The sequence below is a fragment of the Microbacterium sp. JC 701 genome, assembly GCF_021026215.1.
Lineage (GTDB): Bacteria > Actinomycetota > Actinomycetes > Actinomycetales > Microbacteriaceae > Microbacterium > Microbacterium algihabitans.
On sequence record NZ_JAJNCV010000001.1, the window covers coordinates 1,051,711 to 1,077,720 of the forward strand.

A 26,010-nucleotide genomic window follows, 5' to 3' on the forward strand; every position below is an offset into this window, starting at 1 on the left:
GACGAGTGATCGTCCGGCCCTTCGTCGTTCTCGGGATGCGGTCGGCGCTCAGATGATCGCGGCGCGCAGCTCGGCGGCGGCGGCGCCCACATCGGGGGCGCTGTAGATGGCGCTGCCGGCGACGGCGACCTGGGCGCCCGCCTTCTGCACGTCGGCGATGCTCGATGCGTTGACACCTCCGGCGACCGAGAACGGCACGCCCGAGGCTTCTCCGTCACGCAGCAGCGTGGCGAAGGTGAAGCCCTCTTCGGCCTGCTCGTCAAGGCCGGCGTGCATCTCGACGAACTCGGCGCCGAGGGCGATGACCTCCTTGGCACGGGCCGGCTTGTCGGCGACCCCGATGAGGTCGACGACGACGCCCTTGCCGTGCTTCTTGGCGGCGGTGACGGCTCCGACGATCGTGCTGTCTCCGGCGCTGCCGAGCACCGTCACGAGGTCGGCTCCGGCGCCGAAGGCGATGTCGGCCTCGAGCTCGCCGGCATCCATCGTCTTCAGATCGGCGAAGACGATCTTGTCGGGGTGGGCCTTCTTGATGGCGGTGATGGCCGAGAGGCCCTCGCTCTTGATGAGCGGGGTGCCGAGCTCGAGGATGTCGACGTGCGGGGCCGCGGCGGCGGCGAGGTCGAGGGCGGCCTCGGTGGTGAGGGTGTCCATGGCGAACTGCAGCTTCATTCGGGGGTCCTGACTGTCGGGGTGGAGGGTCATTCGAGATTCGCGTGGCGGGGCCACAAGTCGTCGGCCGAGAGGCCCGAGCGCTGCCAGAGCGCGTCGAAGATCGCGTCGCCGATGAGAACGACGGCCTGCTCGAACAGGCCGCCGGCGTATTGGGTGGATGCCGTTCCCGAGCGATCGAGCTTCGTCGCGGCGGGCACCACGACGAGGGCGTCCGCCGCCCCCCCGAGGGGCGAGTCGGGCGCGGTGGTGATCGCCACGACGCGGGCGCCGACCTCGGTGGCCGTCTCGACGGCGCGGACGATGCCGGTCGTCGTCCCCGAGCCGCTGGCGGTGAGGAGCACGTCGCCAGCGCGGATCGCGGGGGCGGTCGTCTCACCGACGACGTGCACGGCGAGGCCGAGGTGCATGAGGCGCATCGCGGTCATCTGCAACGCGAGGCCCGAGCGCCCGGCGCCGAGGACGAACACGCGGTCGGCGCCGCCCAGCACCTCGAGCACGTCGTCCGCGTTGTCGCCGGTGGCGAGGCTGTCGACGACCGAGGTCAGCTCGCCCGAGATGCGGGTGAGGGATGCCGCGATGCCGGCGTCGGGGGAGATCATGTCTCCATGCTTCGCCGGGGGAGCGGAGCGCGTGGCCGGTCGACCGCACGGGTCGACCTACCCGATCGGGTAGGTTCGCCTCCGTCGGCTAGGTTTGGGCTGGTGAAGTCGTCCGCCGAGTTGTCGTCTCCCGCGTCCCGCGTCCTCGTCATCGAGCACGAACGCATCGTCGCCGAGCAGGCCGACCGCCACGCCGTGACGCTCGAATCGGTGCTGGCGATCCTGCGGTCCACGCGCCTCGACGACCGGGCCGCGCGCGCCCTCGCCGTGGAGACGGCGGCCGCCGCCCTCGTCGTGCTGCGAACCTCGACCGATCAGCAGCGCAGCGCCCTGCTCGAACCCGTCACCGGGGCCTTCGCCCGGTTGCGCACCGACCTCCGCCCGCTCGTCCGTCACGGCGACCTCGATGTGCAGTTCGTCGAGCCGCCGGCGACCGGCCGCGCCCTGCCCGGCGAAGTCGCGCACGAGGCGCGGGCGATCGTCCGCAGCGCCGTGCTCGCCCTGCTCGACCGGGGCACTCCGCACCGCGTGCGCATCCAGTGGGACTGCGACGGGCTGAACCTGCTGATCGGCATCCGCGACGACGGAGCGGGCACCCTCACCGCTCACGACGACTCGCTGGGGCCGATCGTCGAGCGGGTCAGCGCGCTCAACGGCGCGTTCGACGTCGCCTCGACCCCCGGGTGGGGGTCGGAGCTGTCGGTCGTGCTGCCGCTCGATCCGCCCCCGCGCCCCGACTTCCTCGACGAGGCGGTCGACCTCAGCCCGCGCGAGAGCGAGGTGCTCAGCCTGGTCGTGGCGGGCTCACGCAACCGCGCGATCGCCGAACGCCTCGGCATCAGCGAGAACACCGCGAAGTTCCACGTGTCGAACCTGCTGCGCAAAGCCGGCGTCTCGACGCGGGCCGAGCTCGCGGCGCTCGGAACGGCGCGCGCTCAGTAGCTGTCGCGCTGCGCCGTGCGCCCGGTGACGAACCGCGCCGCCAGCGCCTCGGACGCGCGGGCGAGCAGAGCCACGTCGGCACCGACCGCGACGAAATCGGCGCCGGCGTCGAGGTAGGCCTCGGCCACCGCCGGATCGAACGCGTTCACGCCGACCGGAGTACCGGCATGCTTCGCCGCGGCGAACACGCGATGCACCGCCGCCACGACGTCGGGGTGCGACTGCTGGCCGAGCAGGCCCATCGAGGCCGAGAGGTCGCTGGGGCCGACGAAGACGGCATCCACTCCCTCGACCGCGGCGATGTCGGCGGCGTTGTCGACGCCCGTCGTCGTCTCGATCTGCACCGTGAGAGAGACGAGCTCGGCGGCCTCGGCGAGGTAGCCCTCGACGCGGTTCCAGCGGGCGCTGCGGGCGAGGGCGCTGCCGACTCCGCGCACGCCCTGCGGCGGGTACCGCGTGGCGGCGACCGCGGCCCGCGCCTCGTCGGCGGTCGAGACCATCGGCACGATGAGGTTCTGCGCGCCCAGGTCGAGCACTCGCTTGATGGTTACGGGATCGTTCCACGGCACCCGCACGACCGGGGTGACCGGATAGGCGGCCGCCACCTGCAGCTGGGTCAGGACCGACTCGAGCGAGGTCGCGGAGTGCTCCAGGTCGAGCAGCAGCCAGTCGAGGCCCGAGCCCGCGGCGACCTCGGTGATCGTGGCGTTGCCCGAGCACACCCACATGCCCGCGAGGGGGCGGTCGGATGCCGCGAGGGCGGCCCGGAAGGTCGGGGTCAGACGAAGCGGCACGAGATCGTTCCCATCGGTCCGTAGTCGCACAGCACGTCGTCGCCCTGCGACACCCACATCGGGCGCGTGAACGATCCTGCCAGGATGATCTCGCCCGCCTCCAGGCGCGCGCCGTGCTGGTGGAACTTGTTCGCCAGCCACGCCACCCCCGTCGCCGGGTGGCCGAGCACGCCCGCGGCGACGCCGGTCTCTTCGATCTCGCCGTTGCGGCTCAGCACGCCCGGAACCCAGCGCAGGTCGATCTCGTCGGGGCGCTTGTGCACGTCGCCGAGCACCATCGCGCCGTAGGCGGCGTTGTCGCTGATCGTGTCGACGATCGTGCGGCCCTCGAGCTCGATGTGCGAGTCGAGCACCTCGAGAGCAGGCACGGCGTAGTCGATCGCGGCGAGGGCGTCGTCGAGCGTGCAGTCGGGGCCCTCGAGCGGGGTCTTCAGCACGAACGCCAGCTCGACCTCGATGCGCACGTTCGAGAACAGCGCGACCGGGATCTCGTCTCCCGAGCGGTACACGGTGTCGTCGAACATCACGCCGTAGTCGGGCTCGGTGATGCCCGTCGCCTGTTGCATCGCCTTCGACGTCAGGCCGATCTTGCGCCCGACGAGGGTGCGCCCCGCGGCGATCTGCGTATCGCGCCAGCGACCCTGGATCGCGTAGGAGTCTTCGACCACGGCATCCGGATACCTCGCCGTGATCCGCGGGATCACCGCGTGCGCGCGGTCGGCCTCGGCGAGCTCGGCCGCGATGGCGTCGATCTGTGCGTCGGTGAGCATGGGGTCTCCTTGGTCGGTCTCACGAACCTCGTCCCACTTTTGGTGAAGCGTGTCCCACTTCTGGCTGGTTGAGGGGGTGCCCAACCAGCCAAAAGTGGGACATGGGTGGGCTGGACGGCCTGCTGCTATGCGCGCGTCCCATTTGTGGTGGAGCGTGTCCCGAATTCGGCTGGTTGAGGGGTGCCCAACCAGCCATAAGTGGGACATGGGTGGGCGGGCGCTGGCGCTGGCTGGGCGGGCGCGGCGGCGGCTTACAGCTGGTTGCCCAGCTTGAACTCGCCAGCGCCGACCTCTTCGGGCGCGCGGGTATAGCTGAAGCCGTCGGCACCGATCGTCACGGCCATCTCGCTCGAGTCGGTGCGGGCGCGCACGGGCTGAGGCTGACCGTCGAGGTCGAGCACGAGCGAGCCCTCGGTGTACCACGACGGCACGACGGGGTTGCCCCACCAGTCGCGGCGCTGGTTGTCGTGCACGTCCCACGTGACGACCGGGTTGTCGGGGTCGCCGGTGTAGTAGTCCTGCGTGTAGATCTCGACGCGGTGGCCGTCGGGGTCGCGCAGGTACAGGTAGAACGCGTTCGAGACGCCGTGGCGGCCGGGGCCGCGCTCGATGGCATCCGAGCGGCGGAGCGCGCCGAGCTTGTCGCAGATCGAGAGGATGTTGTGCTTCTCGTGCGTCGCGAAGCACACGTGGTGCATGCGGGGTCCGTCGCCGCCGGTCATGGCGGTGTCGTGCACGGTGGGCTTGCGGCGCATCCAGGCCGCGTAGACGACGCCCTCTTCGTCTTGGATGTCTTCGGTCACGCGGAAGCCGAGCGACTGCATGAAGTTCACCGCGCGGGGCACGTCGGGGGTGATCTGGTTGAAGTGGTCGAGGCGCACGAGCTCGCCGGGGGAGTACAGGTCGTAGCGCCACGACAGGCGCTCCTGGTGCTCGGTGTCGAAGAAGAACTCGTACGGGAAGCCGAGGGGGTCGACCACGCGCACCGAGTCGCCGATGCCCTTGGTGAACCCGTTCGGCTCGCGGCGCACCTCGCAGCCGAGCTCCTCGTAGAACGCGACGGCCTTGTCGAGGTCGTCGGCCGACCGCACGCGGTACGAGAAGGCGGCGACGGCCGCGACCGGGCCCTGGCGGAGCACCAGGTTGTGGTGGATGAACTCCTCGGTCGAGCGGAGGTAGATCGCCTCGTCGTTCTCTTCGGTGATGTGCAGGCCCAGGATGTCGACGTAGAAGACACGGGATGCCGCGAGGTCGGTGACCACGAGCTCCATGTACGCGCAGCGCAGGATGTCGGGCGCGGGGGAGGTGGGCGTGGGGATGGGGTTGGAGGCCTCGATGGGGGCCTCCTGCGAGACGAAGAATCCCGACGAGGTGCGGGTCATCTGGCTGCGGTCTGTCATCTCAGGCTCCCTTGCCGAAGGTGGGGTTGTGGGCGGGGCCGAGCGTGATGTGCACGGCCTGCTGGTCGGTGTAGAAGTCGATCGAGCGGTATCCGCCCTCGTGGCCGAGCCCCGAGGCCTTCACTCCGCCGAAGGGGGTGCGCAGGTCGCGGACGTTGTTGGAGTTCAGCCACACCATGCCGGCCTCGACGTTCTGCGCGAACAGGTGCGCGCGCGTGAGGTCGTTCGTCCACACGTAGGCGGCCAGGCCGTACTTCGTGTTGTTCGCGAGGGCGAGGGCTTCGTCGTCGGTGTCGAAGGGGGTGATCGCGACGACCGGGCCGAAGATCTCCTCCTGGAAGATGCGCGCGTCGGGGGCGACGTCGGCGAACACGGTGGGGCGCACGAAGTTGCCCTCGTCGAAGCCCTCGGGGCGACCGCCGCCGGCGACCAGGCGCCCCTCGGCCTTGCCGAGCTCGACGTACGACATGACCTTGGCGTAGTGCTCGGGGTGCACCAGAGCGCCCACCTCGGTGTCGGGGTCGTCGGGGAAGCCGACCTTCACGCGGTCGGCCTGAGCGGCGTAGCGCTCGACGAACTCGTCGTAGACCTCGCGCTGCACGAGGATGCGGCTGCCCGCGGTGCAGCGCTCGCCGTTGAGCGAGAAGACTCCGAAGATCGTCGCGTCGATCGCGGCGTCGAGGTCGGCGTCGGCGAACACGATCGCCGGGCTCTTGCCGCCCAGCTCCATCGAGAGGCCCTTCAGGAAGGGCGCCGCGTTGGCGAAGATCAGCTGACCCGTCGAGCTCTCGCCGGTGAACGAGATGAGCGGCACCTCGGGGTGCTTCACGAGCGCGTCGCCGGCGTCTTCGCCGAGACCGTTGACGAGGTTGAACACGCCCTCGGGCAGGCCCGCCTCCTCGAAGATGCCGGCCCACAGCGACGCCGACAGGGGCGTGAACTCGGCGGGCTTGAGCACCACGGTGTTGCCGGTGGCGAGAGCGGGGCCGAGCTTCCACGACTCGAGCATGAAGGGGGTGTTCCACGGCGTGATGAGGCCGGCCACGCCGATGGGCTTGCGGTTGACGTAGTTGAGCTGGCGACCGGGCACCTTGAAGGCGTCGTCGGTCTGGGCCACGATCAGGTCGGCGAAGAAGCGGAAGTTCTCGGCCGCGCGCCGCGCCTGACCGAGCGCCTGCGTGATCGGCAGGCCCGAGTCGAACGACTCGAGCTCGGCGAGGCGCTCGTCGCGCGATTCGACGATGTCGGCGATGCGGTGCAGCACACGCGAGCGCTCGCGCGGCAGCATCCGGGGCCAGGGTCCCTCGGTGAAGGCCTTCCGCGCGGCGGCGACGGCGAGGTCGATGTCGGCCTTCTTGCCCGCGGCGGCGGTGAGGTAGGTCTGGTTGGTCACCGGGTCGAGAACGTCGAAGGTGTCGCCGTCGACCGAGTCGACGAAGCGGCCCCCGATGTAGTGCTGGATGCGCTCGGGCAGATCGGCGGGGATTCGGCGGGCGGTGGTGAGCGGGGTGGTCATGGGTGCTCCTTCGGTGAAGAGGGGTGGATGCCGGGTGGCAGGCGATCCGCGACGGCGATGTCGTCGGGGCGCGAGGTCATGGCATCCGGAACTGTCTTTCGAGGTCAGAAAGCGGGAAGGCCGAGCACCTGGTCGGGGTGCTCGTGGATCATGTACGCGTCGAGGGTGGCCGAGCGGTGGCGACGCGAGACCTTCTCGATCTCGGCCAGGGGAGCGCCGTTCTCGATGAGCACGAGGATGTTCTCGTGCTCGCGCACCGACTCCGCGGCGCGGCCCGGCACGAAGCTGAACGTCGAATCGCGCAGGTGCCCCAGGCGCGCCCACTCGGCCTGCACGAGCTCGAGCATGCGCGGATTGGCGCACTTCTCGAACAGGATCGCGTGGAACTCCTGGTTGAGCGCGGTGAAGGCGCGCGGGTCGAAGTGCTCGAGCGTCTCGACCATGAGCTCGTTGACCTGGCGGGCGCGACGAACGTCGTCGGCGGTGAGCGCGCGGGCCGACAGGGCGGTGGCGGCCCCCTCGAGCAGGCTCAGCGCCTGCATGCTGAAGCGGTAGGCCGTGTCGTCGACCATCGACACGCGCGCGCCGACGTTGCGCTCGAACATCACCAGACCCTCGGCCTCGAGCTGGCGGATGGCCTCGCGCACGGGCACGACGCTCATGTCGAGCTCACCGGCGATCGAGCCGAGCACCAGGCGGTAGCCGGGGGTGAACTCCTGCGACGCGATGCGCTGCTTGATCCACTGGTACGCCTGCTGCGACTTGCTCTTGGTGGGCTCGGTGCCGGGTCCCTGAGCCTGTCGATGGGGTCCCTGAGCTTGTCGAAGGGCCATCATGCGTTCCTCTCGCTCTCGTAGCGCGCGCGCCATTCCGCGTTCATCGGGAACAGCCCCTCGATCGGGTGACCGGATGCCACCTGCTCGGCGATCCACGCGTCTTCGGCCTCTTGCGCCAGGGCGGCGTCGACCACCTCTTCGGCGATCCCGGGCGGGATGACGATCACGCCGTCGCCGTCGCCCACGAGGATGTCGCCGGGCTCGACGGTCGTGCCGCCGCAGCCCACGGCCACGTCGGTCTCCCACGGCACGTGGCGGCGGCCGAGGACCGCCGGGTGCGCCCCGGCGGTGAAGACGGGGATGCCCACCGCGGCCACGGCCTCAGCGTCGCGGACCCCGCCGTCGGTGACGATGGCCGCAGCCCCCCGGGCGTGCGCGCGGATCGCGAGGATGTCGCCGAGCGTGCCGGAACCGGTTTCGCCGCGGGCCTCGATGACGATGACCTCGCCCTCGCCGACCGCGTCGAACGCGCGCTTCTGGGCGTTCTGGCCGCCGCCGTGCGAGGCGAAGAGGTCTTCGCGGTGGGGGACGAAGCGCAGCGTGCGCGCCGTGCCGACGAAGCGGCTGCCCGGGGTGAGCGGGCGCACGCCGTCGATGGTGACGTCGTTGAGGCCGCGCTTGCGCAGCTGCCCGCTGAGGGCGGCGACCGGCACGCGCGAGAGCTTGTCGCGCAGGGCGGGGGAGAGGGCGGGGGCCGCGGGGCTGAGGCCAGCCGCCTCGGCCGAGCCCCACGCCTCGGTGCGCTGGGTGTCGTCGACCGCGGGGAGCGAGCCGATCGCGGCATCGAACGACTGCGCGCCCTGGGTCACGGTCGTGCGGAGCCGGCCGGTCGAGAGGGCGCCGGCATCCACCTGCACCTCCACCACGTCGCCGGGGACGACCACCGACGAGCCGGCGGGGGTGCCGGTGAGGATCACGTCACCGGTCTCGAGGGTGAAGTGCTGCGAGAGGTCGGCGACGATCTGGGCGAGCGAGAAGATGAGGCCCGCGGTGGAGTCGTCCTGCACGAGGTCGCCGTTCACCCACGTGCGCAGGCGCAGGGCGGTGGGGTCGACCTCGTGGGCGTCGATGAGCGCGGGGCCGAGCGGGGTGTATCCGTCGCCGCCCTTGGAGCGGACGTTCGAGCCCTTGTCGTTCGCGCGGAGGTCGTAGAGACCGAAGTCATTCGCGGCGGTGACGGATGCCACGTGCGACCACGCGGCATCCGGAGTCACCCACCGAGCCGGCTCGCCGATGACGAGCGCGATCTCGCCCTCGAACGCGAGGAGCTCGGTACCCGCGGGGCGCACGATCTCGGACCCGGATGCCGCGAGCGAGCTCGACGGCTTGAAGAAGTACGACGGGGCGGCCGGTCGACGACCGCGCTGATCGGCGCGCGAGCCGTACGACAGGTGGACGGCCACGATCTTGCCCGGGCGACCGCCGAGGACGGTGAACCGGGGGTCGGTGGTGTCGTTCATGAGGCTCCCTTACGTCGTATCCGAAATCGTATACGATGACGAACGCCCCAGCAACACCGCGCCTCGTCGCCGACGACGACGTCCCGGGGCCTGACGATGACGTCTCGAAGGAGTCCCCATGTCCCGCTCTCAGCCACAGGGCTTCACGCCCACCGGCACCATCTCCACCCCGAAGGACCGCCGCCGCGTGGTCTTCGCCACCGTTGTCGGCACCACCGTCGAGTGGTACGACTTCTTCCTCTACGCCTCGGCCGCCGGCCTCGTGTTCGGCCAGCTGTTTTTCGCGCCCGCCGGCCCCGGCATCGCGCAGATCCTGTCGTTCCTCACGGTGGGTCTGAGCTTCTTGTTCCGCCCGCTCGGCGCCTTCCTCGCCGGCCACCTCGGCGACAAGTACGGCCGCCGCGTCGTGCTCATGCTGACGCTCATCATGATGGGCGCCTCGACCACGCTCATCGGCGTGCTGCCGACCTACGAGGTCATCGGCGTCGCGGCTCCCGTGCTGCTGATCCTGCTGCGCGTGCTGCAGGGCATCTCGGCCGGTGGCGAGTGGGGTGGCGCGGTGCTCATGGCCGTCGAGCACGCCCCCAAGACCAAGCGCAGCCTGTTCGGCGCCTCGCCGCAGCTGGGCGTGCCCCTCGGCCTGCTGCTCGCGAGCGGCATGCTCGGCCTGATGGCCGTCATCGCCCCGGGTGACGCGTTCTTCGCGTGGGGCTGGCGCGTGCCGTTCCTGCTGTCGTTCGTGCTGATCCTCGTCGGCTACTACGTGCGCAAGAAGGTCGAGGAGAGCCCGGTGTTCGTCGAGCTCGCCGAGCGCAAGGAGCAGACCCGGATGCCGATCGTGCAGCTGTTCCGCAAGCACGCGCTGCTCGTGATCATCGCGGCGTTCGTGTTCGCCGGCAACAACGCCGTGGGCTACATGACGACCGGCGGATACATCCAGCGCTACGCGACCAACCCCGACGGCCCCCTGGGCCTCGCCACCGCCGACGTGCTCGGCGCCGTGACCCTGTCGGCCATCACCTGGCTGATCTTCACGTGGCTCGGCGGATGGCTCGGCGACAAGATCGGCCGCCGCAACACCTACATCATCGGGTGGCTCTCGATGCTCGTGGCGATCGTCGCCCTGTTCCCGCTCGTCAACTCCGGCAGCATCGTGCTGCTGACCATCGGTCTCATGCTGCTCACGGTCGGCCTCGGCCTGACCTACGGCCCGCAGGCCGCGCTGTACGCCGAGCTGTTCCCGGCATCCATCCGCTTCTCGGGGGTGTCGATCGCCTACGCGCTCGGTGCCATCCTCGGCGGCGCGTTCGCCCCGACCATCGCGACGGCCCTGGTCGATGCGACCGGAACGACCGTGTCGGTCACGGTGTACCTCGCGATCATGGCCGTGCTCGGTCTCGTCGCCACGATGCTGCTGCGCGACCGCAGCGGCATCCCCCTCGGCCCCGACCACGAGGCCGAGCAGGAAGTCAGTCCCATCCGCGGGCTGTCGAAGGTCTGAGTCGGTCGACGGACGGCCCTGTCGCGCTCCGGCGCGGTGGGGCCGTTCGGCGTTGCGCGGCGTGCGGCCGGCGCTCACAGCAGGGCTCCCAGTGCCATCAGCGCCGTCGAGCCACCCATCGCGGCGTGGTGCGCGCGGTCGGCGGGCGACCCGTTGCGCATCCGGTGCGCGGATGCCGCGGTGTACGCCACGGCGAGAGCGGCGCAGATCCCGGCCAGGGTCGGCCCGCCGTGGGCGTGCGTCGCAGCGGCGGTCGAGAACGGGTCGCCGTGCGTCGACGACGCGATCAGCGCGGCCATGACCACGAGGCCAGCGGGGGTGTAGACGCCGTGCTCGCCGCGCCCTGCACGCCACCGGCGCGACGCGCTCGAGACCAGCGCGGCGGCGAGGAGGACGGCCGCCCAGGCGATCGGAGCGATGAGGTGGAGAGCGGCGGCATCGAGCATCGCGGCGGTCATCAGCACCGACGCGACGATCCGCTCCCGACGCTCGTCGGCGCGACCGGAGCGCGCGCAGCACGAGGCGACGCCCGAGCAGACGAGGGCGGCTCCGTGGGCCGCCAGCTCCAGCGTCATCGTCGGCCCTCGGCGCCCGCGCGCGACGGCCGCGTCGAGGGTCGTCGCTGCCGGATCGAACGCATGACGCGAGCGTACGAAGAGCGCCGCCGCGCGCGACAGGGCCCGGCATCCATCGTGCGCGCGCAGCACAGTTGCGTGCGCGGGTGAGCGAGTCGCGATGGACCGGCCGGCGTGGGCCGGACCTCAGATCGAGCGGTCGGGCGTCAGGATGCCGCGCGGATCCAGCGCGGCCTTGATCGCGCGCTGCGCGTCGAGGGCCACGGCATCCTGCTGCCAGGGGAGCTCGTGACGCTTGACCGAGCCGATGCCGTGCTCGCCCGAGATGGTGCCGCCGAGCGAGAGGGCGAGGCGCGTGATGTCGTCGATCACGAGCTCGGCGGCGGCGTACTCCTCGGGGCTCTCGCCCGCCTCGACCGTCGGGTGCAGGTTGCCGTCGCCCGCGTGCGCGACCACGGCGATGCGGCGGCCGTGGCGCTCGGCCAGTTCGCCGATGCCGCGGAACACCGTCGCCAGCTGCGCGACGGGCACGCCCACATCGCACGACACCCGCAGGCCCTGCGCGGTGAGCGCGGGATTCGCCAGGCGACGGGCCTCGAGCAGGCTGTCGGAGTCGCTGATCTCGGTCTCGACGGCGCCGTGCGCGCGGCAGAGCGCGACGATCGCCTCGGCGGTGTCGAGGGCGGCGAGCCCGACGGTCTGCCCGACCAGCATCGCCGCGCCGGGGGAGGGCAGGCCGCTCGGATGGAAGGCCTCGATGATCTCGACGCTGCGCGCATCGATCAGCTCGAGCACCTCGGGGGCGGCCGGGCCCGACACGATCGCGGTGACCGCGCGACCGGCGTCTTCGATGTCGTCGAAGCTCGCGCGGAAGGTGCGGGGCTGCCCGGGTGGCACGGGCTTGAGGCGCACGGTCGCCGCGGTGATGACGCCGAGCGTCCCCTCCGACCCGGTGAACAGGCTGGTGAGGTCGTAGCCGGTGGTGTTCTTGCGCGTGCGTGCGCCGGTGCGCATGACGCGGCCGTCGGCGAGCACGACCTCGAGGGCCGCCACGACGTCGGTGGTCACGCCGTGCGCGACGCAGCGCAGGCCGCCGGCGTTCGTGGCGATGTTGCCGCCGATCGTCGACCACTGCGCGCTCGCCGGGTCGGGCGGGAAGAACAGGCCGTGCGCGAGGGCGGCGGCATCGAGATCCGCTGTGATCACCCCGGCCTCGACGTCGGCGAGACGGTTGGCGACGTCGATGTCGACGATGCGATTCATCGCCTCGAGCGAGACCACCAGGCCGCCGGCGTAGGCCACGGCCCCGCCCGAGAGTCCGGTGCCCGCTCCGCGGACGGAGACCCGGATGCCGCGGGCGTGCGCCCACGCGAGAGCCGTCGACACGTCTCCGGTCGAGGTCGCCCGCACCACGGCGATCGGCAGACCCTCGGGCTGTGCGCGCGAGCTGTCGACGGCGGAGGCGGCGAGGCTCGCGGGATCGTCGAGGAGGCGGTCGCCGAGCGCTGCGCGGAGCTCGGCGAGGGCGTCGGCGGGCGCGGCGTCCGCTGTCGCGTCCGTCCCTGCGCGCGGCACCGCGACGGCTGCCGCGTCCCGTACCGCGCCGGCCCCGGGCGCGGCGCCCGGCCCGGCCGCGCCGCCGAGACTCACGAGTTCACCTTGATGATCTCGCGCTGGTACGGGGCGATCACGGTGCCGCTGATGCGCAGGTCGAGCAGCAGGAAGGGCCGCTCGGCGGGGTCGCGGCGGGTCCATTCCGCCAGCGCCTCGAGGTCGGCGACCTCGCGCACCACCACTCCCTCGGCGCCGAAGCCGCGTGCCACGGCGGCGAAGTCGACCTCGGGGATGAGCATCGGCTCGCGGGCGAGGCCCTTCAGTCCGTACAGGTTGATCTCGGCGCCGTAGGCGGCGTCGTTCCACACCACCGCGATGCCGTGGCCGGCGGCCGTGCGCACGGCGCTCTCGAGATCGGCGATCGCCATGAGTCCGCCGCCGTCGCCGGTGGTGAGCACCACGGTGGAGTCGGGGCGGGCGGCGATGGCCCCCGCGACCGAGGGGAAGCCGAGGCCGATCGACTGGTACGCGGTGCCGACCATCATCACGCGGTCGGGCGAGGCGACGGGCCAGTACATGTTCGACCAGCCGAGGAAATGCCCGCCGTCCGAGACGACCACGCGATCCTCGGGCAGCAGCTCGCCGATCCGCGCGGCGGCGGAGCGGGGGTCGAGGCGGCCGTCCGGAGCGAGTCCGTCGCCGGCCTCCTGCTCGCGCAGCGGCGCGACGTCGACGCGGTCGCGCCAGCCCGACGACACCGCCCCGCGAGAGCGCAGGCGGTTCGCGATCTCGTCGGCCGCCACCGCGGCATCCGCCCGCACGAACCCACCCACCTGGGCGTGGGTCGCGGTGGTCGCCACGTCGACCTGGAAGACCTGCGTGCCCGGGGCGAAGAGCTCGCCGAAACGCATCGTGAACTGGTTGAGACCCGCGCCGAAGACGACGGCGACGTCGGCCTCGCGCACGAGCTCCATCGCGCCCGCGGCGCCGAAGCCGCCCGTGACGCCCAGGTCGTGGGCGGTGTCGGGGAAGATCCCGCGGCCGAGGGCGGTGGATGCCGTGATCGCCCCGGTCGTCTCGGCCAGGCGCCCGAGCGCGGGGCCGGCGTCGGCGAGCCAGGCTCCGCGACCCGCCAGCAGGAACGGACGGTCGGCTGCGGCGAGGGCGTCGGCGATGCGGTCGAGCGCGGCGCTCGCCGCGGGACCCTGCGGGGCCAGGGGAGCGGGGACCGTCACGGTCCCGGCATCCGTCAGCTCTCCGGCCTCGCGCGTGACAACGTCATAGGGGATGGCCAGCACCACGGGCACGCGGTACGTCAGCGCGTGCTCGAGCGCGATGAGCACGGTGGCCGAGGCATCGCGATCGCCGACGGTATAGGTGCGCACGCCGACCGCCGAGGCGAGGGCGACCTGGTCGACGCCCCACGGACGCGGGCCCGAGGTGGGCTCGTCGCCGACCACGAGAAGCAGGGGGATGCGTGCCTGCGCCGACTCGGCGAGCGCGGTGAGCGTGTTCGTGAAACCGGCGCCGTAGGTGGCGGTGGCGGCGGCGATGCGGCCCGACGCACGATAGTGCGCATCGGCGGCGACGACCCCGCCGGCCTCGTGCCGCATCGCGGTGAAGACGGCGTCGGTGTGCCGGTGCAGGGCGTCGAGGAAGTACGCGTTGCCGTTGCCCATTACGCCGAAGACGTGGTCGAGGTGGCGGCCGAGGGTGTGGGCGACGTGCGCGGAGACGATGGGCATGCGAGAGCCTTTCGCGAAACAGGAACGGGAATGAGCCGTATGTGTCTCGCGCGGGTCTCGCGCTACGTGCCCCTTTTTCGAGCAGCGACGCACGACCTCGTGCGCCTGACGGGAGCGATCATATACGATCTCGCAGGCTGTGTGGGGTGGTTTCGGGTGCTGGTCGCCCGCCTGCCCCGCGAGACTGCCCCTCGCTGACAACCCGTTGTCAGGCTGACGCGGAGTCGTCAGCGAGATGCAGTCTCGACGGACGTTCAGGCCAGCGCTCCGCCGGGCAAGCGGGCACGCCCGGTCATGGCCCGCGCACGCGCGGACAAGCGGCGCCCGGGCCACCGGCGGAGGCTGACGGGACGGGCATCGCGACACGGCCCGGGACACGAACCGAAGGAGCCGAGATGTCCGATCCCACCCCTGCCCTGGCCGATCCCGAGATCGACGCGGCCGCGCCCTCCGCCGAGTCCGCCGCCGCCGACGCCGCGCTGCTCGCGCGCGTGCAGGCACCCGAGGGTCAGGGGCGGGAGATTCCGGATGCCGCCACCCGTGAGGTGATCGGCCGAGCCCCGGTGCACACCGTGGCCGACGTCGACGCCGCCGTGGCTCGCGCCCGCGCCGCGCAGCCCGCATGGGACGCCCGCGGCCACGAGGAGCGCAGCGCACTCTTGATGGCCGCCGCCGACCGCATCGAGGCGAACTCCGAAGCCCTCGCTCGCCTGCTCTCGCGCGAGCAGGGCAAACCCCTCGACGGTCCCAACGCCCGCTTCGAGGTGGGCGCGTGCGCCGCGTGGCTGCGCACCGCCGCGGGCACCGAGCTGAGGCCCGAGGTGGTCGTCGACGACGGTCAGGTGTACGCCGAGCTGCACTACCGCGCTCTCGGCGTCGTCGCCGCGGTCGGGCCGTGGAACTGGCCCATGATGATCACCGTCTGGCAGATCGCCCCGGCGCTGCGCATGGGAAACACCGTCGTGGTCAAGCCGAGCGAATACACGCCGCTGAGCGTGCTGGCCCTCGTCGACGTGATCAACGAGGTGCTGCCCGACGACGTGCTGATCGCCGTGGCGGGCGACCGCGACGCCGGCGCGCGGCTCGTCGCCCACCCCGACATCGACAAGGTGATGTTCACCGGCTCCACAGCGACCGGTCGCAAGATCATCGAGAGCTCCGCCGGCAACCTCGCCCGTCTCACCCTCGAACTCGGCGGCAACGACGCCGGCATCGTGCTGCCCGACGTCGACCCGGCGGCCATCGCCGAGGGGCTGTTCTGGGGCGCGTTCATCAACACCGGTCAGACGTGCGCCGCCCTCAAGCGCCTGTACGTGCACGACGACGTCTACGACGCGGTCGTCGACGCGCTCGCCGGTTACGCAGCCCAGGTGCCCATGGGTTGCGGTCTCGACGAAGGGACGGTGCTCGGCCCGCTGCAGAACAAGCAGCAGTTCGACATCGTCGACCGCCTCGTCGACGACGCCAAGGCCGCCGGTGGGCGCATCGTTGCGACCAGGTGAAGGCGTTGCCGAACGGATTGTCGTCGCCCATCGGGATGCGCACGGCGTCCACCTCGAACAGGCGATTCTCGTCGCCGTCGATGGCCATGTCGAGCCGCGCCGAGAAGAGGTGCTGGTGCACGGGCGCGAACACGCCGGGCGCGATCTCGGGGGCGTGCCGGTTGATCGATCCGGGCTCGCCGCCGCCGACGAACACGATGCCGGTGGCCTTGGCCTCGACCTGGATCGACCCGTCGAGGTAGAAGTACCAGAAGAAGCCGTAGTCGTAGTTGCCGATCGTGGCGAAGTACGACACCACCAGACGCCGCGAACGACGCACGTGCGAGCCGACCGGGCCGGGCTCGGTGTGCTTCCACAGCACGCCGTAGTCCTCTTCGTGCATGCAGACGGCATTGGGGATGCGCATCGCGTGACCGTGATCGTCGGCGACGTGGCCGTCGAAGTAGTGGATGACGCCGAGGCAGTCGCACCCGAGCTCGAGGTGGTTGGCGTTCTTGCCGAGCAGGTACTCGCCGGCGTCGAAATAGCTGATCCAGAATCGGGTGTTGCTGGTGTCGCCGTAGGGCACGACCATCTCGGGCACGCTCGCCCGCGAGAGCACGGGGCGGTCGTCGAAGCGCACGTCGTGCAGCACGAGTCCCTCGCGGGCGTTGAAGTCGACGCGCAGCGACCAGTTCTCCCACTGCACGTGCGAGCCGGTGACCGCGAAGCTCGGCCCCTCGGGCTGGGTGATCTCGATCGGCTTCAGCGTCGTGCGCGGGGGTCCGGTGGCCGCGGGGTCGTACCGGCCGCTGCCGGAGGGTGCGGGCACGTCGCCCTCGTCCTCGATGCCGATCACCCGGTTCGCGGTGAGGTCGATGTGCACGATCAGGCCCTCGACGGGGTGCGCCCACGCGATGTCGTCCTCGCTGTCGCGGAGGAAGGTGAGCGAGCGGATGACGCGGCGCCCGACCTCGTTCTCACGCCCGACGAACCCCGGGGCGAGCGGGGTGCAGAACGCCAAGTCGATGCGGTCGGCGAGCCCGCGACGCTCCATCGCGGCCCGCCACTCGGGCGAGGCCTTGACCAGTTCGGCGGCGCGCTCGTACTCCTCGAACAGGTACTGCGGCTGACCGTAGGGGGCGGTGTCGGAGGCGTACCGACGGCTGCTCACCACCTCGCCAGAGGTGATCGCGACGATCGCCTCGGTCACCTCTCCGGTCGCGGTGTCGAGCAGCGTGACGTCGGCGCGGCGGTCGAGGGGGTCTCCCGGATGCCACGCGGCCACGGCCGTCTTCTCGGGTTCGGCGGGCAGCAGCATGGGCACCCGCACGGTTTCGCCGAGCAGGCCCGCCGCGACCAGGATGTCGCGCGTGCGCTCGATCTCCTCCGCGCTCAGCGGGTCGAGGGGATGCGTCGCCGGCCCGGCCCCCGTCGCGGGCTCGAGGTCGGGGTTCTCCATCGCCTGGTCGACGGTGGGGTGAGCGTGTTCGTGCATGTGTGTCTCCTCCATCGTCCACCCTCGTCGCCCGGGCTCGGGCGGGGTTGTCTGCGCGTGCACGGCCGATGTCAGCGCGTGCGTGGCCCGTCTGGCGGCGAGACTGCACCTCGCTGACAAGTGGGTGTCAGGCTGCAGGCCACTCGTCAGCGAGATGCAGTCTCGGCGGATTTCGGGTCGCGGAGGGCCGGGGCGCAGCGCGGGGGACAGCGCGTCGCGCGACCGACCTACAGCGCCCCCCGGATCGCGGATGCCGCGGCCTCGAGCCGCGCGGCGATCGCGGCGTCGTCGAGGTCGGTCGACACGTGCACGGCGGCCACCGCCGCGGGCTCGCGGCCCTGCACAGCGAGGGGGACCGCCACCGCGCGGAGCGTCGGGATCACCTCGTCGTGACTGCGCGCCCAGCCGCGCTCCGCGGCATCCGCCACCTCCGACGCCAGCCGCGCGTCGACCTCGTCGGGCCACCGACGCGGGGGGAGCTGCGCGAGGATCGCGCGACCGGGAGCACCTCGGGTGACCGGATGCCGCGACCCGGGCCGCTGCGCCACCGCGGTCACCGTGTGCCGGGGTTCGACGCTCGCGAGGGTCACGCATTCGTCGTGGTCGAGCACGACGAGGAAGCACGTCATGCCGAGGTCGTTGGCGGCCGCGGTGAGTTCGGGCAGGGCCTCGGCCTGCAGGTCGGCGGCGACCCCGGCGGCCAGGGCGGCCAGGCCCGTGCCGAGGCGCACGGCCCCCGCGGCGTCGCGGGTGACGAGGCCGTGGTCTTCGAGCGTGCGCAGCAGGCGATAGGCGACCGAGCGGTGCAGGTCGACGCGCCCCGCGAGCTCGTCGATCGTGAGGGGTGTGCGGGCGTCGGCGAGCACTTCGAGCAGCCGGATGCCGCGACTCAGCGTTTGCGAAGCGGGGGCGGAGTCTTGCCGTGACGTCATGGCTCGGCTAACCTCTCGTTCGATAGCGGAACGGTTCGTTCGAATATAGAACACGCCGTCTCGCGGGGCAACCTCGACATCGACGTCAGGAGAAACGATGCAGTTCCACCACCACGGCTACGTCTCGGGCGATCCGCGCGTGCAGAACGCCGCGGGCACCGGCCTCGACCGGCCCGAGCGCCTGCCCGACGAGGTCGACGTGCTCATCGTGGGGTCTGGTCCCGCCGGCATGCTGCTGGCCGCGCAGATGTCGCAGTTCCCCCAGCTGACGACGCGCCTCATCGAGAAGCGCGAGGGGCGCCTGCCGCTGGGTCAGGCCGACGGCATCCAGCCCCGCAGCGTCGAGACCTTCCAGGCGTTCGGGTTCGCCGACCGCATCACCGCCGAGGCCTACAACATCGGCTGGATGAACTTCTGGGCTCCGAACCCCGAGAATCCCGATGAGATCGTGCGCACCACCCGCACCGAGGACTACGGCTTCAAGATCAGCGAGTTCCCGCACCTCATCGTCAACCAGGCGCGCGTGCTCGACTACTTCGCCGAGGCCGCCGCAGACGGCCCCGCGCGCATCCGCCCCGACTACGGCGTCGAGTTCCTCGGCCTCACAGTCGGCGAGGGGGAGTACCCCGTCGAGGTGCGCGTGCGCACCGCCGAGGGCGAGCGCACGATCCAGGCGAAGTACGTCGCCGGATGCGACGGTGCCCGCAGCGGCGTGCGCCAGGCGATCGGCCGCACCCACGTCGGCGCCGCGGCCCGGCACGCGTGGGGCGTGATGGACGTGCTCGTCGAGACCGACTTCCCCGACTGGCGCATCAAGTGCGCGATCAACGCGGCGGCGGGCAACATCCTGCACATCCCTCGCGAGGGCGGTTACCTCAGCCGCATGTACATCGACCTCGGCGAGGTCGCGGCCGACGACGACCACCGCGTGCGGCAGACCCCGATCGACGAGGTGATCCGTCGGGCGAACGAGATCCTGCACCCGTACTCGATCGACGTGAAGCAGATCGCCTGGCACAGCGTGTACGAGGTGGGGCACCGGGTGACCGACCAGTTCGTCGACGACCTCGACAGTCCGCGGGTCTTCCTCACCGGCGACGCCTGCCACACCCACAGCGCCAAGGCCGGGCAGGGCATGAACGTCTCAATGCAGGACGGCTTCAACCTCGGCTGGAAGCTCGGGCACGTGCTCACCGGCCTGGCCTCCGCCGACCTCCTGCGCACCTACGACGACGAGCGGCGCCCCGTGGCCCAGCAGCTGATCGACTTCGACCGCGAGTGGTCGTCGCTCATGGCGCGCAAGCCCGGCGAGATCACCGACCCCGCGGAGCTGTCGACCTACTACCTGGCCACGGCCGAGTTCCCCTCGGGCTTCATGACGCACTACGGCCCCTCGGCGGTCACCGCAGACGCGCCCGCTCAGGAACTGGCATCCGGATTCCCCGTCGGCAAGCGTTTCAAAAGCGTCGAGGTCGTGCGGGTGTGCGACGGCAACGCCGTGCACCTCGGTCACCACGCCCGGGCCGACGGACGTTGGCGCGTGTATGCCTTCGCGGATGCCGAGGGCTCGGCGCTGCGGGAGTGGGCGACGGCGGCGCGCGAGATCGTCGAGCGTCTCACCCCCGAGGGGGCCGACCTCGACGCGGTGTTCGACGTGAAGGCGGTGTTCCCCGGTCGCTGGGAAGACGTGGTCGACGTGCCGGATCTCTTCCGCCCGCGCTCGGGCCCGCTCGGCCTGACCGACTGGGAGAAGGTCTTCGCCGCCGCGCCCTCGGCCTGGACGAGCGCCGACATCTTCGCGGAGCGCGGGATCGCCGCCGAGGGAGCCGTGGTCGTGGTGCGTCCCGATCAGTACGTCGCCCAGGTGCTGCCGCTGACCGACCCGGCCGGCCTCGAGCGCTTCTTCGCCGGAGTGATGGCGCAGCCGGCGGAGGCGGTCGCGCGCTGACGCGGGCGGCGACGTGCGCCGGGGAGGGCTGGCCACGGCGGCGAGCACGCCACTCCGTTTGTACGCAACGTATATCGGCGCACCCTCGTGTGCTGACGAGAATGGGCGGGACACCCCCGCATCGATCCAGGAGGATTCATGACCGATTCGCGCGAGAGCGAGCTGCTGGCATCCGTACCCACCGGCCTGCTGATCAACGGGGAGTGGCGCGCCGCCACGGGCGGCAAGACCGTCGACGTCAACGACCCGTCCACCGGTGAGGTCATCCACCAGATCGCCGACGCGACCGTCGACGACGGCATCGCGGCGATGGATGCCGCGGCCGACGCGTTCCCGTCGTGGGCGGCGACCCCCTCGCGCGAGCGCGCCGAGATCCTCCGCCGCGCGTTCGACCTTCTGCAGGAGCGCAAGGAAGACATCGCGCTGCTCATGACCCTCGAGATGGGCAAGCCCCTCGCCGAGGCGCGCGGAGAGGTCGGCTACGGCGGAGAGTTCCTCCGCTGGTTCAGCGAGGTCACCGCGCACACCCAGGGCCGCTACGGCGCCAACCCCGAGGGCACCGGTCGCATGATCGTCTCGCAGCACCCCGTGGGCCCGTGCTACCTCATCACCCCGTGGAACTTCCCCCTCGCGATGGCCACCCGCAAGATCGCGCCCGCGCTCGCCGCCGGCTGCACGGTCGTCATCAAGCCCGCGACCCTGACGCCGCTCACGACGCTGTTCTTCGCGCAGATCCTGCAGGACGCCGGCCTCCCCGCCGGTGTCGTCAACGTCGTGACCACCACCAACACCGGCCCGGTCTCGGAGCGCATCATCTCCGACCCGCGCCTGCGCAAGCTCTCGTTCACGGGCTCGACCCCGGTCGGCGTGAAGCTGCTGCAGCAGGCCGCGCCCGGCGTGCTGCGCACCTCGATGGAGCTCGGCGGCAACGCGCCGTTCGTCGTGTTCGACGACGCCGACCTCGACAAGGCCGTCGAAGGGGCGATGCTCGCGAAGTTCCGCAACATCGGCCAGGCCTGCACGGCGGCCAACCGCTTCATCGTGCAGCGCAGCGTCGTCGCGGAGTTCACCCGGCGCGTCACCGTGCGCGTGCAGGGCATGAAGATCGGCCGCGGCACCGAGGAGGGCGTGCAGATCGGACCCCTCATCGACGACCGCGCCGTCGACAAGGCCAAGACGCTCGTCGGTGACGCCGTCGAGCGCGGCGCGACCGTCACCGTCGGCGGCTCGCCCATCGACGGCCCCGGCACGTTCTTCGAGCCCACGGTCGTCTCCGACGTGCAGCCGGGCAGCGACATCCTCCGCGAGGAGATCTTCGGACCCGTGCTCGCGATCATCCCCTTCGACGACGAAGACGACGCCGTGCGCCTCGCCAACGACACCGAGTACGGCCTCGTCTCGTACGTCTTCACCGAGTCGCTCGCGCGCGGTCAGCGCATGATCGACAAGCTCGAGACCGGAATGATGGGCCTCAACGTCGGCGTCGTCTCGAACGCCGCGGCCCCCTTCGGCGGGTGGAAGCAGTCGGGCCTCGGCCGCGAGGGCGGCGACGAGGGCATCCACGAGTACCTGCAGACCAAGTACACGCTGACGGCCAACCCCTACGCCTGATCCGGCAGGAGAAGACACCGGATGCCATGACCCTGGCGCCCCGCGAGGGCCCGGGGTCGTGGCATCCGTCGTTTTACCTGCTCACGGCGTGAGCCGCACTCAGCCGTTCGCGTGCCGGTCGAGGAACGCGAACACCTCCGCGTCGTCGACGCCGGGGAACATGCCACGGGGGAGGGGCGAGAACATGTGCCGGTGCACCCGCGCACTCGGCCACGCCTTGCCCGACCAGCGCTCGGCCGCCTCGGTGTCGGGGCGCCGGCAGCACGACTCGTCGGGGCAGTGCGACACGCCACGCGTCGAGGTTTCGCGTCCGCGGAACCACCGCGCGTCGTCGAACGGCACGCCCACGGTGATCGAGAAGTCGCCGTCGCTGGTGGTGCCCGTCTGGGTCGAGCACCAGAAGGTGCCGGCCGGGGTGTCGGTGTACTGGTAGTGCTCGGTGGTGCGGTTGTGCTCATCGAACGCCGACCGCGCCGAGAACTTCTTGCACACGACCTGGCCCTCGACGGATCCCGTGACGTCGGTGGGCAACGGCAGTCCGTCGTTCTCGTACACGCGCGAGATCGCGCCATCGCCGTCGACGCGCAAGAAGTGCAGATGGATGCCGAGGTGCGTCGTCATCAGATTGGTCATGCGCATCGCGGCGGCCTCGTGGGTCACCCCGAACGCGTCGCGGAAGTCTTCGACGGCGAGGTTGCGGTCTTTCTTCGCCTCCGCGAGGAAGGCGACCGAGCTCGTCTCGGGCATGAGGCAGCTCGCGGCGTAGTAGTTGATCTCGAGGCGCTGCTGCAGGAAGTCGGCGTAGTCGGTGGGCGGGCGGTGTCCGAGCAGGCGGTGCGCCATCGCCTGCAGGGCCATGGAGCGCAGGCCGTGACCGCCCGGGATCGATGCCGGCGGCAGGTAGATGCGTCCGTTCTCGAGGTCGGTGACCGAGCGGGCCGAGTGCGGCAGGTCGCTGACGTAGATCAACTCGAAGCCGAGCTGCTCGGCCATGATGCTCACCGTGCGGTGCGTGAGGGCACCGGTCGAGTGTCCGGCGGCCTTGAGCTGCTTCTCGGCGAGGCGCTCGATCTCGGGCAGGTGGTTCGCGATCTCGCGCATGCGCAGGCGCAGCTCGGTGTTGGCGCGGCGGGCTTCTTCGGGGCTCGCGATGGTGGCGCGTTCGCGGCGCTGCAGTTCGCGGTGCAGGCCCAGCACGGCCTCGATCGTGTCGTCGCTCGTGCCCTTGGTGACCTTGACCGGTGGGATGCCGAGCTGACGGAAGAACGGAGAGGTCTGCGCCTTCTCGAGCTCGATCTCGAGCGCCGCCCGCCGGTTCGGGGGTTCGCGCGAGAGGAGCTCGGTGACCTCGGTCTCGGTCGCGCGGGCGATCTCCTGCAGCAGCGAGAGCTTGGGTTCGCGCTTGCCGTTCTCGATGAGGCTCAGCTGGCTGCCGGCCACTCCGACCAGGGCCCCGAGCTCGTCGAGGGTGTAGCCCCGCGCGAGGCGATGATGCCGGATGCGATGACCCAGGGTCGTGAGTTCGAAGGTGGACGCCATTCCTTGACCATAGCGAAAGAATCCCGCTTCTTACATCGCGAAACCTCTATAAGACGGCGTTCCGCACCCGCACCATGGAGGAACGACACCGATATTCGCTCTCAACCGAGGAGAACGACATGGCACTCGCCGACTTCCTGGCCCCCCGCTCCACCGGCCGCGCCGCTGCGGCCCCCACCGCCCCCGCCCGTTCCGGCTACGGCGTGCGCCCGGCCGTCGACGGTCCCGGCCTCGCCGCCCTCACCGCCTGGGTCGACCAGGTCGCCGCTCTCACCCAGCCCGACCGCATCCACTGGGTCGACGGCTCGGCGGCCGAGAACGACGCCCTGCTCCGCGAGATGGTCGACGAGGGCAAGCTGATCAAGCTCAACCCCGAGTGGCGCCCCGGCTCGTACCTCGCCCGCTCGCACCCCGGCGACGTTGCCCGGCTCGAGTCGCGCACCTACATCGCCTCGAACCGCGAAGAAGACGCCGGTCCCACCAACAACTGGATCGCACCCGCCGAGATCCGCGAGACGCTGAACGGCGTCTTCGAGGGCTCGATGCGCGGTCGCACCATGTACGTCGTGCCGTTCTCGATGGGCGCGGTCGGCGGGCCCCTGAGCCACATCGGCGTGCAGATCACCGACAGCGCCTACGCCGTGGCATCCATCGGCGTGATGACCCGCGTCGGCACCTCGGTCACGCAGCAGATCGCGAACGGAGCGCCGTGGGTCAAGACCGTCCACTCGGTCGGTGCACCCCTCGCGCCGGGCCAGCAGGACGTCGCGTGGCCCTGCAACGACGAGAAGTACATCGTGCACTTCCCCGACACCCTCGAGGTCTGGTCGTTCGGCTCGGGCTACGGCGGCAACGCGATCCTCGCGAAGAAGTGCTTCGCTCTGCGCATCGCCTCGGTCATCGGCCGCGACGAGGGCTGGCTCGCCGAGCACATGCTGCTCATCCGCGTGATCGACCCGAAGGGCAAGGCGTACCACGTGGCCGCCGCGTTCCCCTCGGCCTGCGGCAAGACCAACCTCGCGATGCTCCGCCCCACGATCCCCGGCTGGCGCGTCGAGACGCTCGGCGATGACATCACGTGGATCCGCCCGGGTGAAGACGGGCGCCTCTGGGCGATCAACCCCGAGGCCGGCTTCTTCGGCGTCGCCCCCGGCACCGGCGAGTCGACCAACGTCACCGCGATCGAGACGCTCTGGGGCAACACGATCTTCACCAACGTCGCGCTCCGCCCCGACGGCGACGTGTGGTGGGAGGGCCTGACCGACGAGGCACCCCCGCACCTCACCGACTGGGAGGGCAACGCCTGGACGCCCGCGTCGGGCCGCCCCGCCGCGCACCCCAACTCGCGCTTCACCGTCGGCGCCGCGCAGTGCCCGCAGATCGCCGAGGACTGGGAGGCCCCCGAGGGCGTCCCCCTCGACGTCATCCTGTTCGGTGGCCGCCGCGCGACCAATGTGCCGCTGGTCGTCGAGGCGACCGACTGGTCGCACGGCGTGTTCATCGGCTCGACGGTCTCGAGCGAGAAGACCGCCGCGCAGGAGGGTACCGTCGGCGAGCTGCGCCGCGACCCCTTCGCGATGCTCCCCTTCTGCGGCTACAACATGGGCGACTACTTCGGCCACTGGCTGAAGGTCGGCCAGAAGCTCCGCTTCGACCGCGCTCCCCGCATCTTCCAGGTGAACTGGTTCCGCAAGGGCGACGACGGCCGGTTCCTCTGGCCCGGCTTCGGCGACAACGCCCGCGTGATCGACTGGATCATCCGTCGCGTCGACGGACAGGTGGATGCCGTGGACAGCCCGATCGGCCGCCTGCCCAAGGTCGAAGACCTCGAGCTGTCGGGTCTCGACCTGCCCGCCGCCGACCTCGAGGAGCTGTTCTCGATCGACCGCGCGTCGTGGCTCGCAGAGGCCGACCTGACCGAAGAGTTCTACGACACCTTCGGTTCGCACCTGCCGGCCGCCCTGCGCGCCGAGCTCGCCGCGCTGCGCTACCGCCTGCAGCGCGCCTGAGACCGGCTCGCCCTCCGCGCCGTTTCGCACGGACAGGGCGAGCCCTCGAATCGACGCCCCTCCCGTTCTTGGCGCGCGGGAGGGGCGTCGGTGTTCGTCCGCTCACGATGCCGCGGGCGACTTCTCCTTCTCGCCGGGGCTGTTGGGCGTCCAGCCGTACCAGCCGTCGGTCGTGGCGATCACCGACCACGCCCCGCACGCGAAGACGCGATCCTTCGCGTACACGTCGGGGGCGTCGTCGATGTGCACGGTCGGGGCCGACTGACGCTCCATCTCGACGCAGGTCGCCGTATCGAGGGGCGAGCCGCTCCGCGCCAGAGCGGTGGCGACCTCGCCGTCGCGCTTGGTCTTGACGACGATCGCGGTCGCATCGGCGGGCAGCCACGGCACCGTGGTGTCGGCCCGGGCGGCGACGTCGGCGGTGTCGGTGTACTCCGTGGTGACCTCTTGCGACAGGGCCTCTTCGATGCCGGTGCACCCGGCGAGCGAGAGGGTGAGGGCCCCGCCCGCGGCGACGGCCAGGGCGAACAGGAGCGGTGAGGTGCGGTGCGATGTCATGGTTCGATCGTGGCCGGGTGAGGTCGCCGGGTCGTCGTCCCCGGGGATGACGACCGTCCCTCTCGAG

19 protein-coding genes and 2 pseudogenes are annotated in these 26,010 nt (G+C 71.2%); 6 read left to right on the plus strand and 15 right to left on the minus strand.

Features of this window, described 5'->3' with window-relative positions:
- Window positions 1-48: 48 nt before the first annotated feature.
- Together hxlA and hxlB are read right to left on the minus strand one after the other, a co-directional pair.
- A complete protein-coding gene (hxlA, locus tag LPW41_RS05065; protein WP_144829126.1) occupies window positions 49-672 on the minus strand; it encodes a 3-hexulose-6-phosphate synthase in 624 nt (207 codons plus the stop codon).
- Window positions 673-701: 29 nt separating this feature from the next.
- A complete protein-coding gene (gene hxlB, locus LPW41_RS05070; RefSeq protein WP_230704264.1) occupies window positions 702-1,274 on the minus strand; it encodes a 6-phospho-3-hexuloisomerase in 573 nt (190 codons plus the stop codon).
- 102 nt (window positions 1,275-1,376) lie between these two features.
- On the opposite strand from hxlB, the gene LPW41_RS05075 reads away from it, so the two are divergent.
- Window positions 1,377-2,216, plus strand: coding sequence for a helix-turn-helix transcriptional regulator (locus tag LPW41_RS05075; protein WP_260856205.1), 840 nt, complete (start codon window positions 1,377-1,379; stop codon window positions 2,214-2,216).
- Here LPW41_RS05075 and LPW41_RS05080 read toward each other — a convergent pair.
- The 6 genes from LPW41_RS05080 to LPW41_RS05105 all read right to left on the minus strand — a co-directional run bounded on the left by LPW41_RS05080 (window position 2,210) and on the right by LPW41_RS05105 (window position 8,992).
- Window positions 2,210-3,010, minus strand: a complete 801-nt coding sequence (locus tag LPW41_RS05080; RefSeq protein WP_230704265.1) for an HpcH/HpaI aldolase/citrate lyase family protein — start codon at window positions 3,008-3,010, stop codon at window positions 2,210-2,212. The genes LPW41_RS05075 and LPW41_RS05080 overlap by 7 nt on opposite strands.
- On the minus strand, window positions 2,995-3,780 hold the full coding sequence (locus LPW41_RS05085; RefSeq protein ID WP_230704266.1) for a fumarylacetoacetate hydrolase family protein: 786 nt from the start codon (window positions 3,778-3,780) through the stop codon (window positions 2,995-2,997). The genes LPW41_RS05080 and LPW41_RS05085 overlap by 16 nt, the downstream gene beginning before the upstream one ends.
- A gap of 251 nt (window positions 3,781-4,031) precedes the next feature.
- Entirely contained in the window at window positions 4,032-5,180 is a 1,149-nt protein-coding gene (gene hpaD / locus LPW41_RS05090) for a 3,4-dihydroxyphenylacetate 2,3-dioxygenase (protein ID WP_144829111.1), read from the minus strand.
- Window position 5,181: 1 nt separating this feature from the next.
- Complete coding sequence (gene hpaE, locus LPW41_RS05095) at window positions 5,182-6,696, minus strand: 5-carboxymethyl-2-hydroxymuconate semialdehyde dehydrogenase (protein ID WP_230704267.1); 1,515 nt, start codon at window positions 6,694-6,696, stop codon at window positions 5,182-5,184.
- Window positions 6,697-6,800: 104 nt separating this feature from the next.
- The gene (locus LPW41_RS05100; protein WP_144829105.1) at window positions 6,801-7,529 is read right to left on the minus strand and encodes a GntR family transcriptional regulator; all 729 of its coding nucleotides are present in this window, start codon (window positions 7,527-7,529) and stop codon (window positions 6,801-6,803) included.
- Window positions 7,529-8,992 (minus strand): fumarylacetoacetate hydrolase family protein, encoded by a 1,464-nt coding sequence (locus LPW41_RS05105; protein ID WP_230704268.1) that lies wholly within the window; start codon window positions 8,990-8,992, stop codon window positions 7,529-7,531. Before LPW41_RS05105 ends, LPW41_RS05100 begins: the two co-directional genes overlap by 1 nt.
- Window positions 8,993-9,110: 118 nt before the next feature.
- Here LPW41_RS05105 and LPW41_RS05110 point away from each other — a divergent pair, with 118 nt between their 5' ends.
- Entirely contained in the window at window positions 9,111-10,493 is a 1,383-nt protein-coding gene (locus LPW41_RS05110; RefSeq protein WP_230704269.1) for an MFS transporter, read from the plus strand.
- Window positions 10,494-10,567: 74 nt separating this feature from the next.
- Here the strand turns inward: LPW41_RS05110 and LPW41_RS05115 are convergent, their stop codons facing one another.
- From LPW41_RS05115 to LPW41_RS05125, 3 genes are all read right to left on the minus strand, one after another.
- The gene (locus LPW41_RS05115) at window positions 10,568-11,068 is read right to left on the minus strand and encodes a hypothetical protein (protein WP_154096082.1); all 501 of its coding nucleotides are present in this window, start codon (window positions 11,066-11,068) and stop codon (window positions 10,568-10,570) included.
- A gap of 186 nt (window positions 11,069-11,254) precedes the next feature.
- Window positions 11,255-12,718 (minus strand): FAD-binding oxidoreductase, encoded by a 1,464-nt coding sequence (locus LPW41_RS05120; protein ID WP_230704270.1) that lies wholly within the window; start codon window positions 12,716-12,718, stop codon window positions 11,255-11,257.
- On the minus strand, window positions 12,715-14,367 hold the full coding sequence (locus LPW41_RS05125) for a thiamine pyrophosphate-binding protein (protein WP_230704271.1): 1,653 nt from the start codon (window positions 14,365-14,367) through the stop codon (window positions 12,715-12,717). Before LPW41_RS05125 ends, LPW41_RS05120 begins: the two co-directional genes overlap by 4 nt.
- Window positions 14,368-14,762: 395 nt before the next feature.
- On the opposite strand from LPW41_RS05125, the pseudogene LPW41_RS05130 reads away from it, so the two are divergent.
- A pseudogene (locus tag LPW41_RS05130) lies at window positions 14,763-15,857 on the plus strand (aldehyde dehydrogenase family protein); the annotation flags it as partial.
- Window positions 15,858-15,903: 46 nt separating this feature from the next.
- Here LPW41_RS05130 and LPW41_RS05135 read toward each other — a convergent pair.
- Both LPW41_RS05135 and LPW41_RS05140 read right to left on the minus strand, forming a co-directional pair.
- Window positions 15,904-17,361: pseudogene (locus LPW41_RS05135) on the minus strand (tyramine oxidase); the annotation flags it as partial.
- 212 nt (window positions 17,362-17,573) lie between these two features.
- Window positions 17,574-18,278: an IclR family transcriptional regulator gene (locus tag LPW41_RS05140; RefSeq protein ID WP_144829087.1), complete on the minus strand. Its 705-nt coding sequence runs from the start codon at window positions 18,276-18,278 to the stop codon at window positions 17,574-17,576.
- A gap of 97 nt (window positions 18,279-18,375) precedes the next feature.
- On the opposite strand from LPW41_RS05140, the gene LPW41_RS05145 reads away from it, so the two are divergent.
- Both LPW41_RS05145 and LPW41_RS05150 read left to right on the plus strand, forming a co-directional pair.
- On the plus strand, window positions 18,376-20,226 hold the full coding sequence (locus LPW41_RS05145) for an FAD-dependent monooxygenase (protein ID WP_230704272.1): 1,851 nt from the start codon (window positions 18,376-18,378) through the stop codon (window positions 20,224-20,226).
- 138 nt (window positions 20,227-20,364) lie between these two features.
- Window positions 20,365-21,837, plus strand: coding sequence for an NAD-dependent succinate-semialdehyde dehydrogenase (locus LPW41_RS05150; RefSeq protein WP_230704273.1), 1,473 nt, complete (start codon window positions 20,365-20,367; stop codon window positions 21,835-21,837).
- Between the two features lie 99 nt (window positions 21,838-21,936).
- Here the strand turns inward: LPW41_RS05150 and LPW41_RS05155 are convergent, their stop codons facing one another.
- Window positions 21,937-23,376: a helix-turn-helix transcriptional regulator gene (locus LPW41_RS05155; RefSeq protein ID WP_230704274.1), complete on the minus strand. Its 1,440-nt coding sequence runs from the start codon at window positions 23,374-23,376 to the stop codon at window positions 21,937-21,939.
- A 119-nt stretch (window positions 23,377-23,495) separates the two neighbouring features.
- Here LPW41_RS05155 and LPW41_RS05160 point away from each other — a divergent pair, with 119 nt between their 5' ends.
- Entirely contained in the window at window positions 23,496-25,385 is a 1,890-nt protein-coding gene (locus LPW41_RS05160; protein ID WP_230704275.1) for a phosphoenolpyruvate carboxykinase (GTP), read from the plus strand.
- 102 nt (window positions 25,386-25,487) lie between these two features.
- Here the strand turns inward: LPW41_RS05160 and LPW41_RS05165 are convergent, their stop codons facing one another.
- Window positions 25,488-25,943, minus strand: coding sequence for a hypothetical protein (locus LPW41_RS05165; RefSeq protein WP_154096076.1), 456 nt, complete (start codon window positions 25,941-25,943; stop codon window positions 25,488-25,490).
- Window positions 25,944-26,010 lie beyond the last annotated feature (67 nt).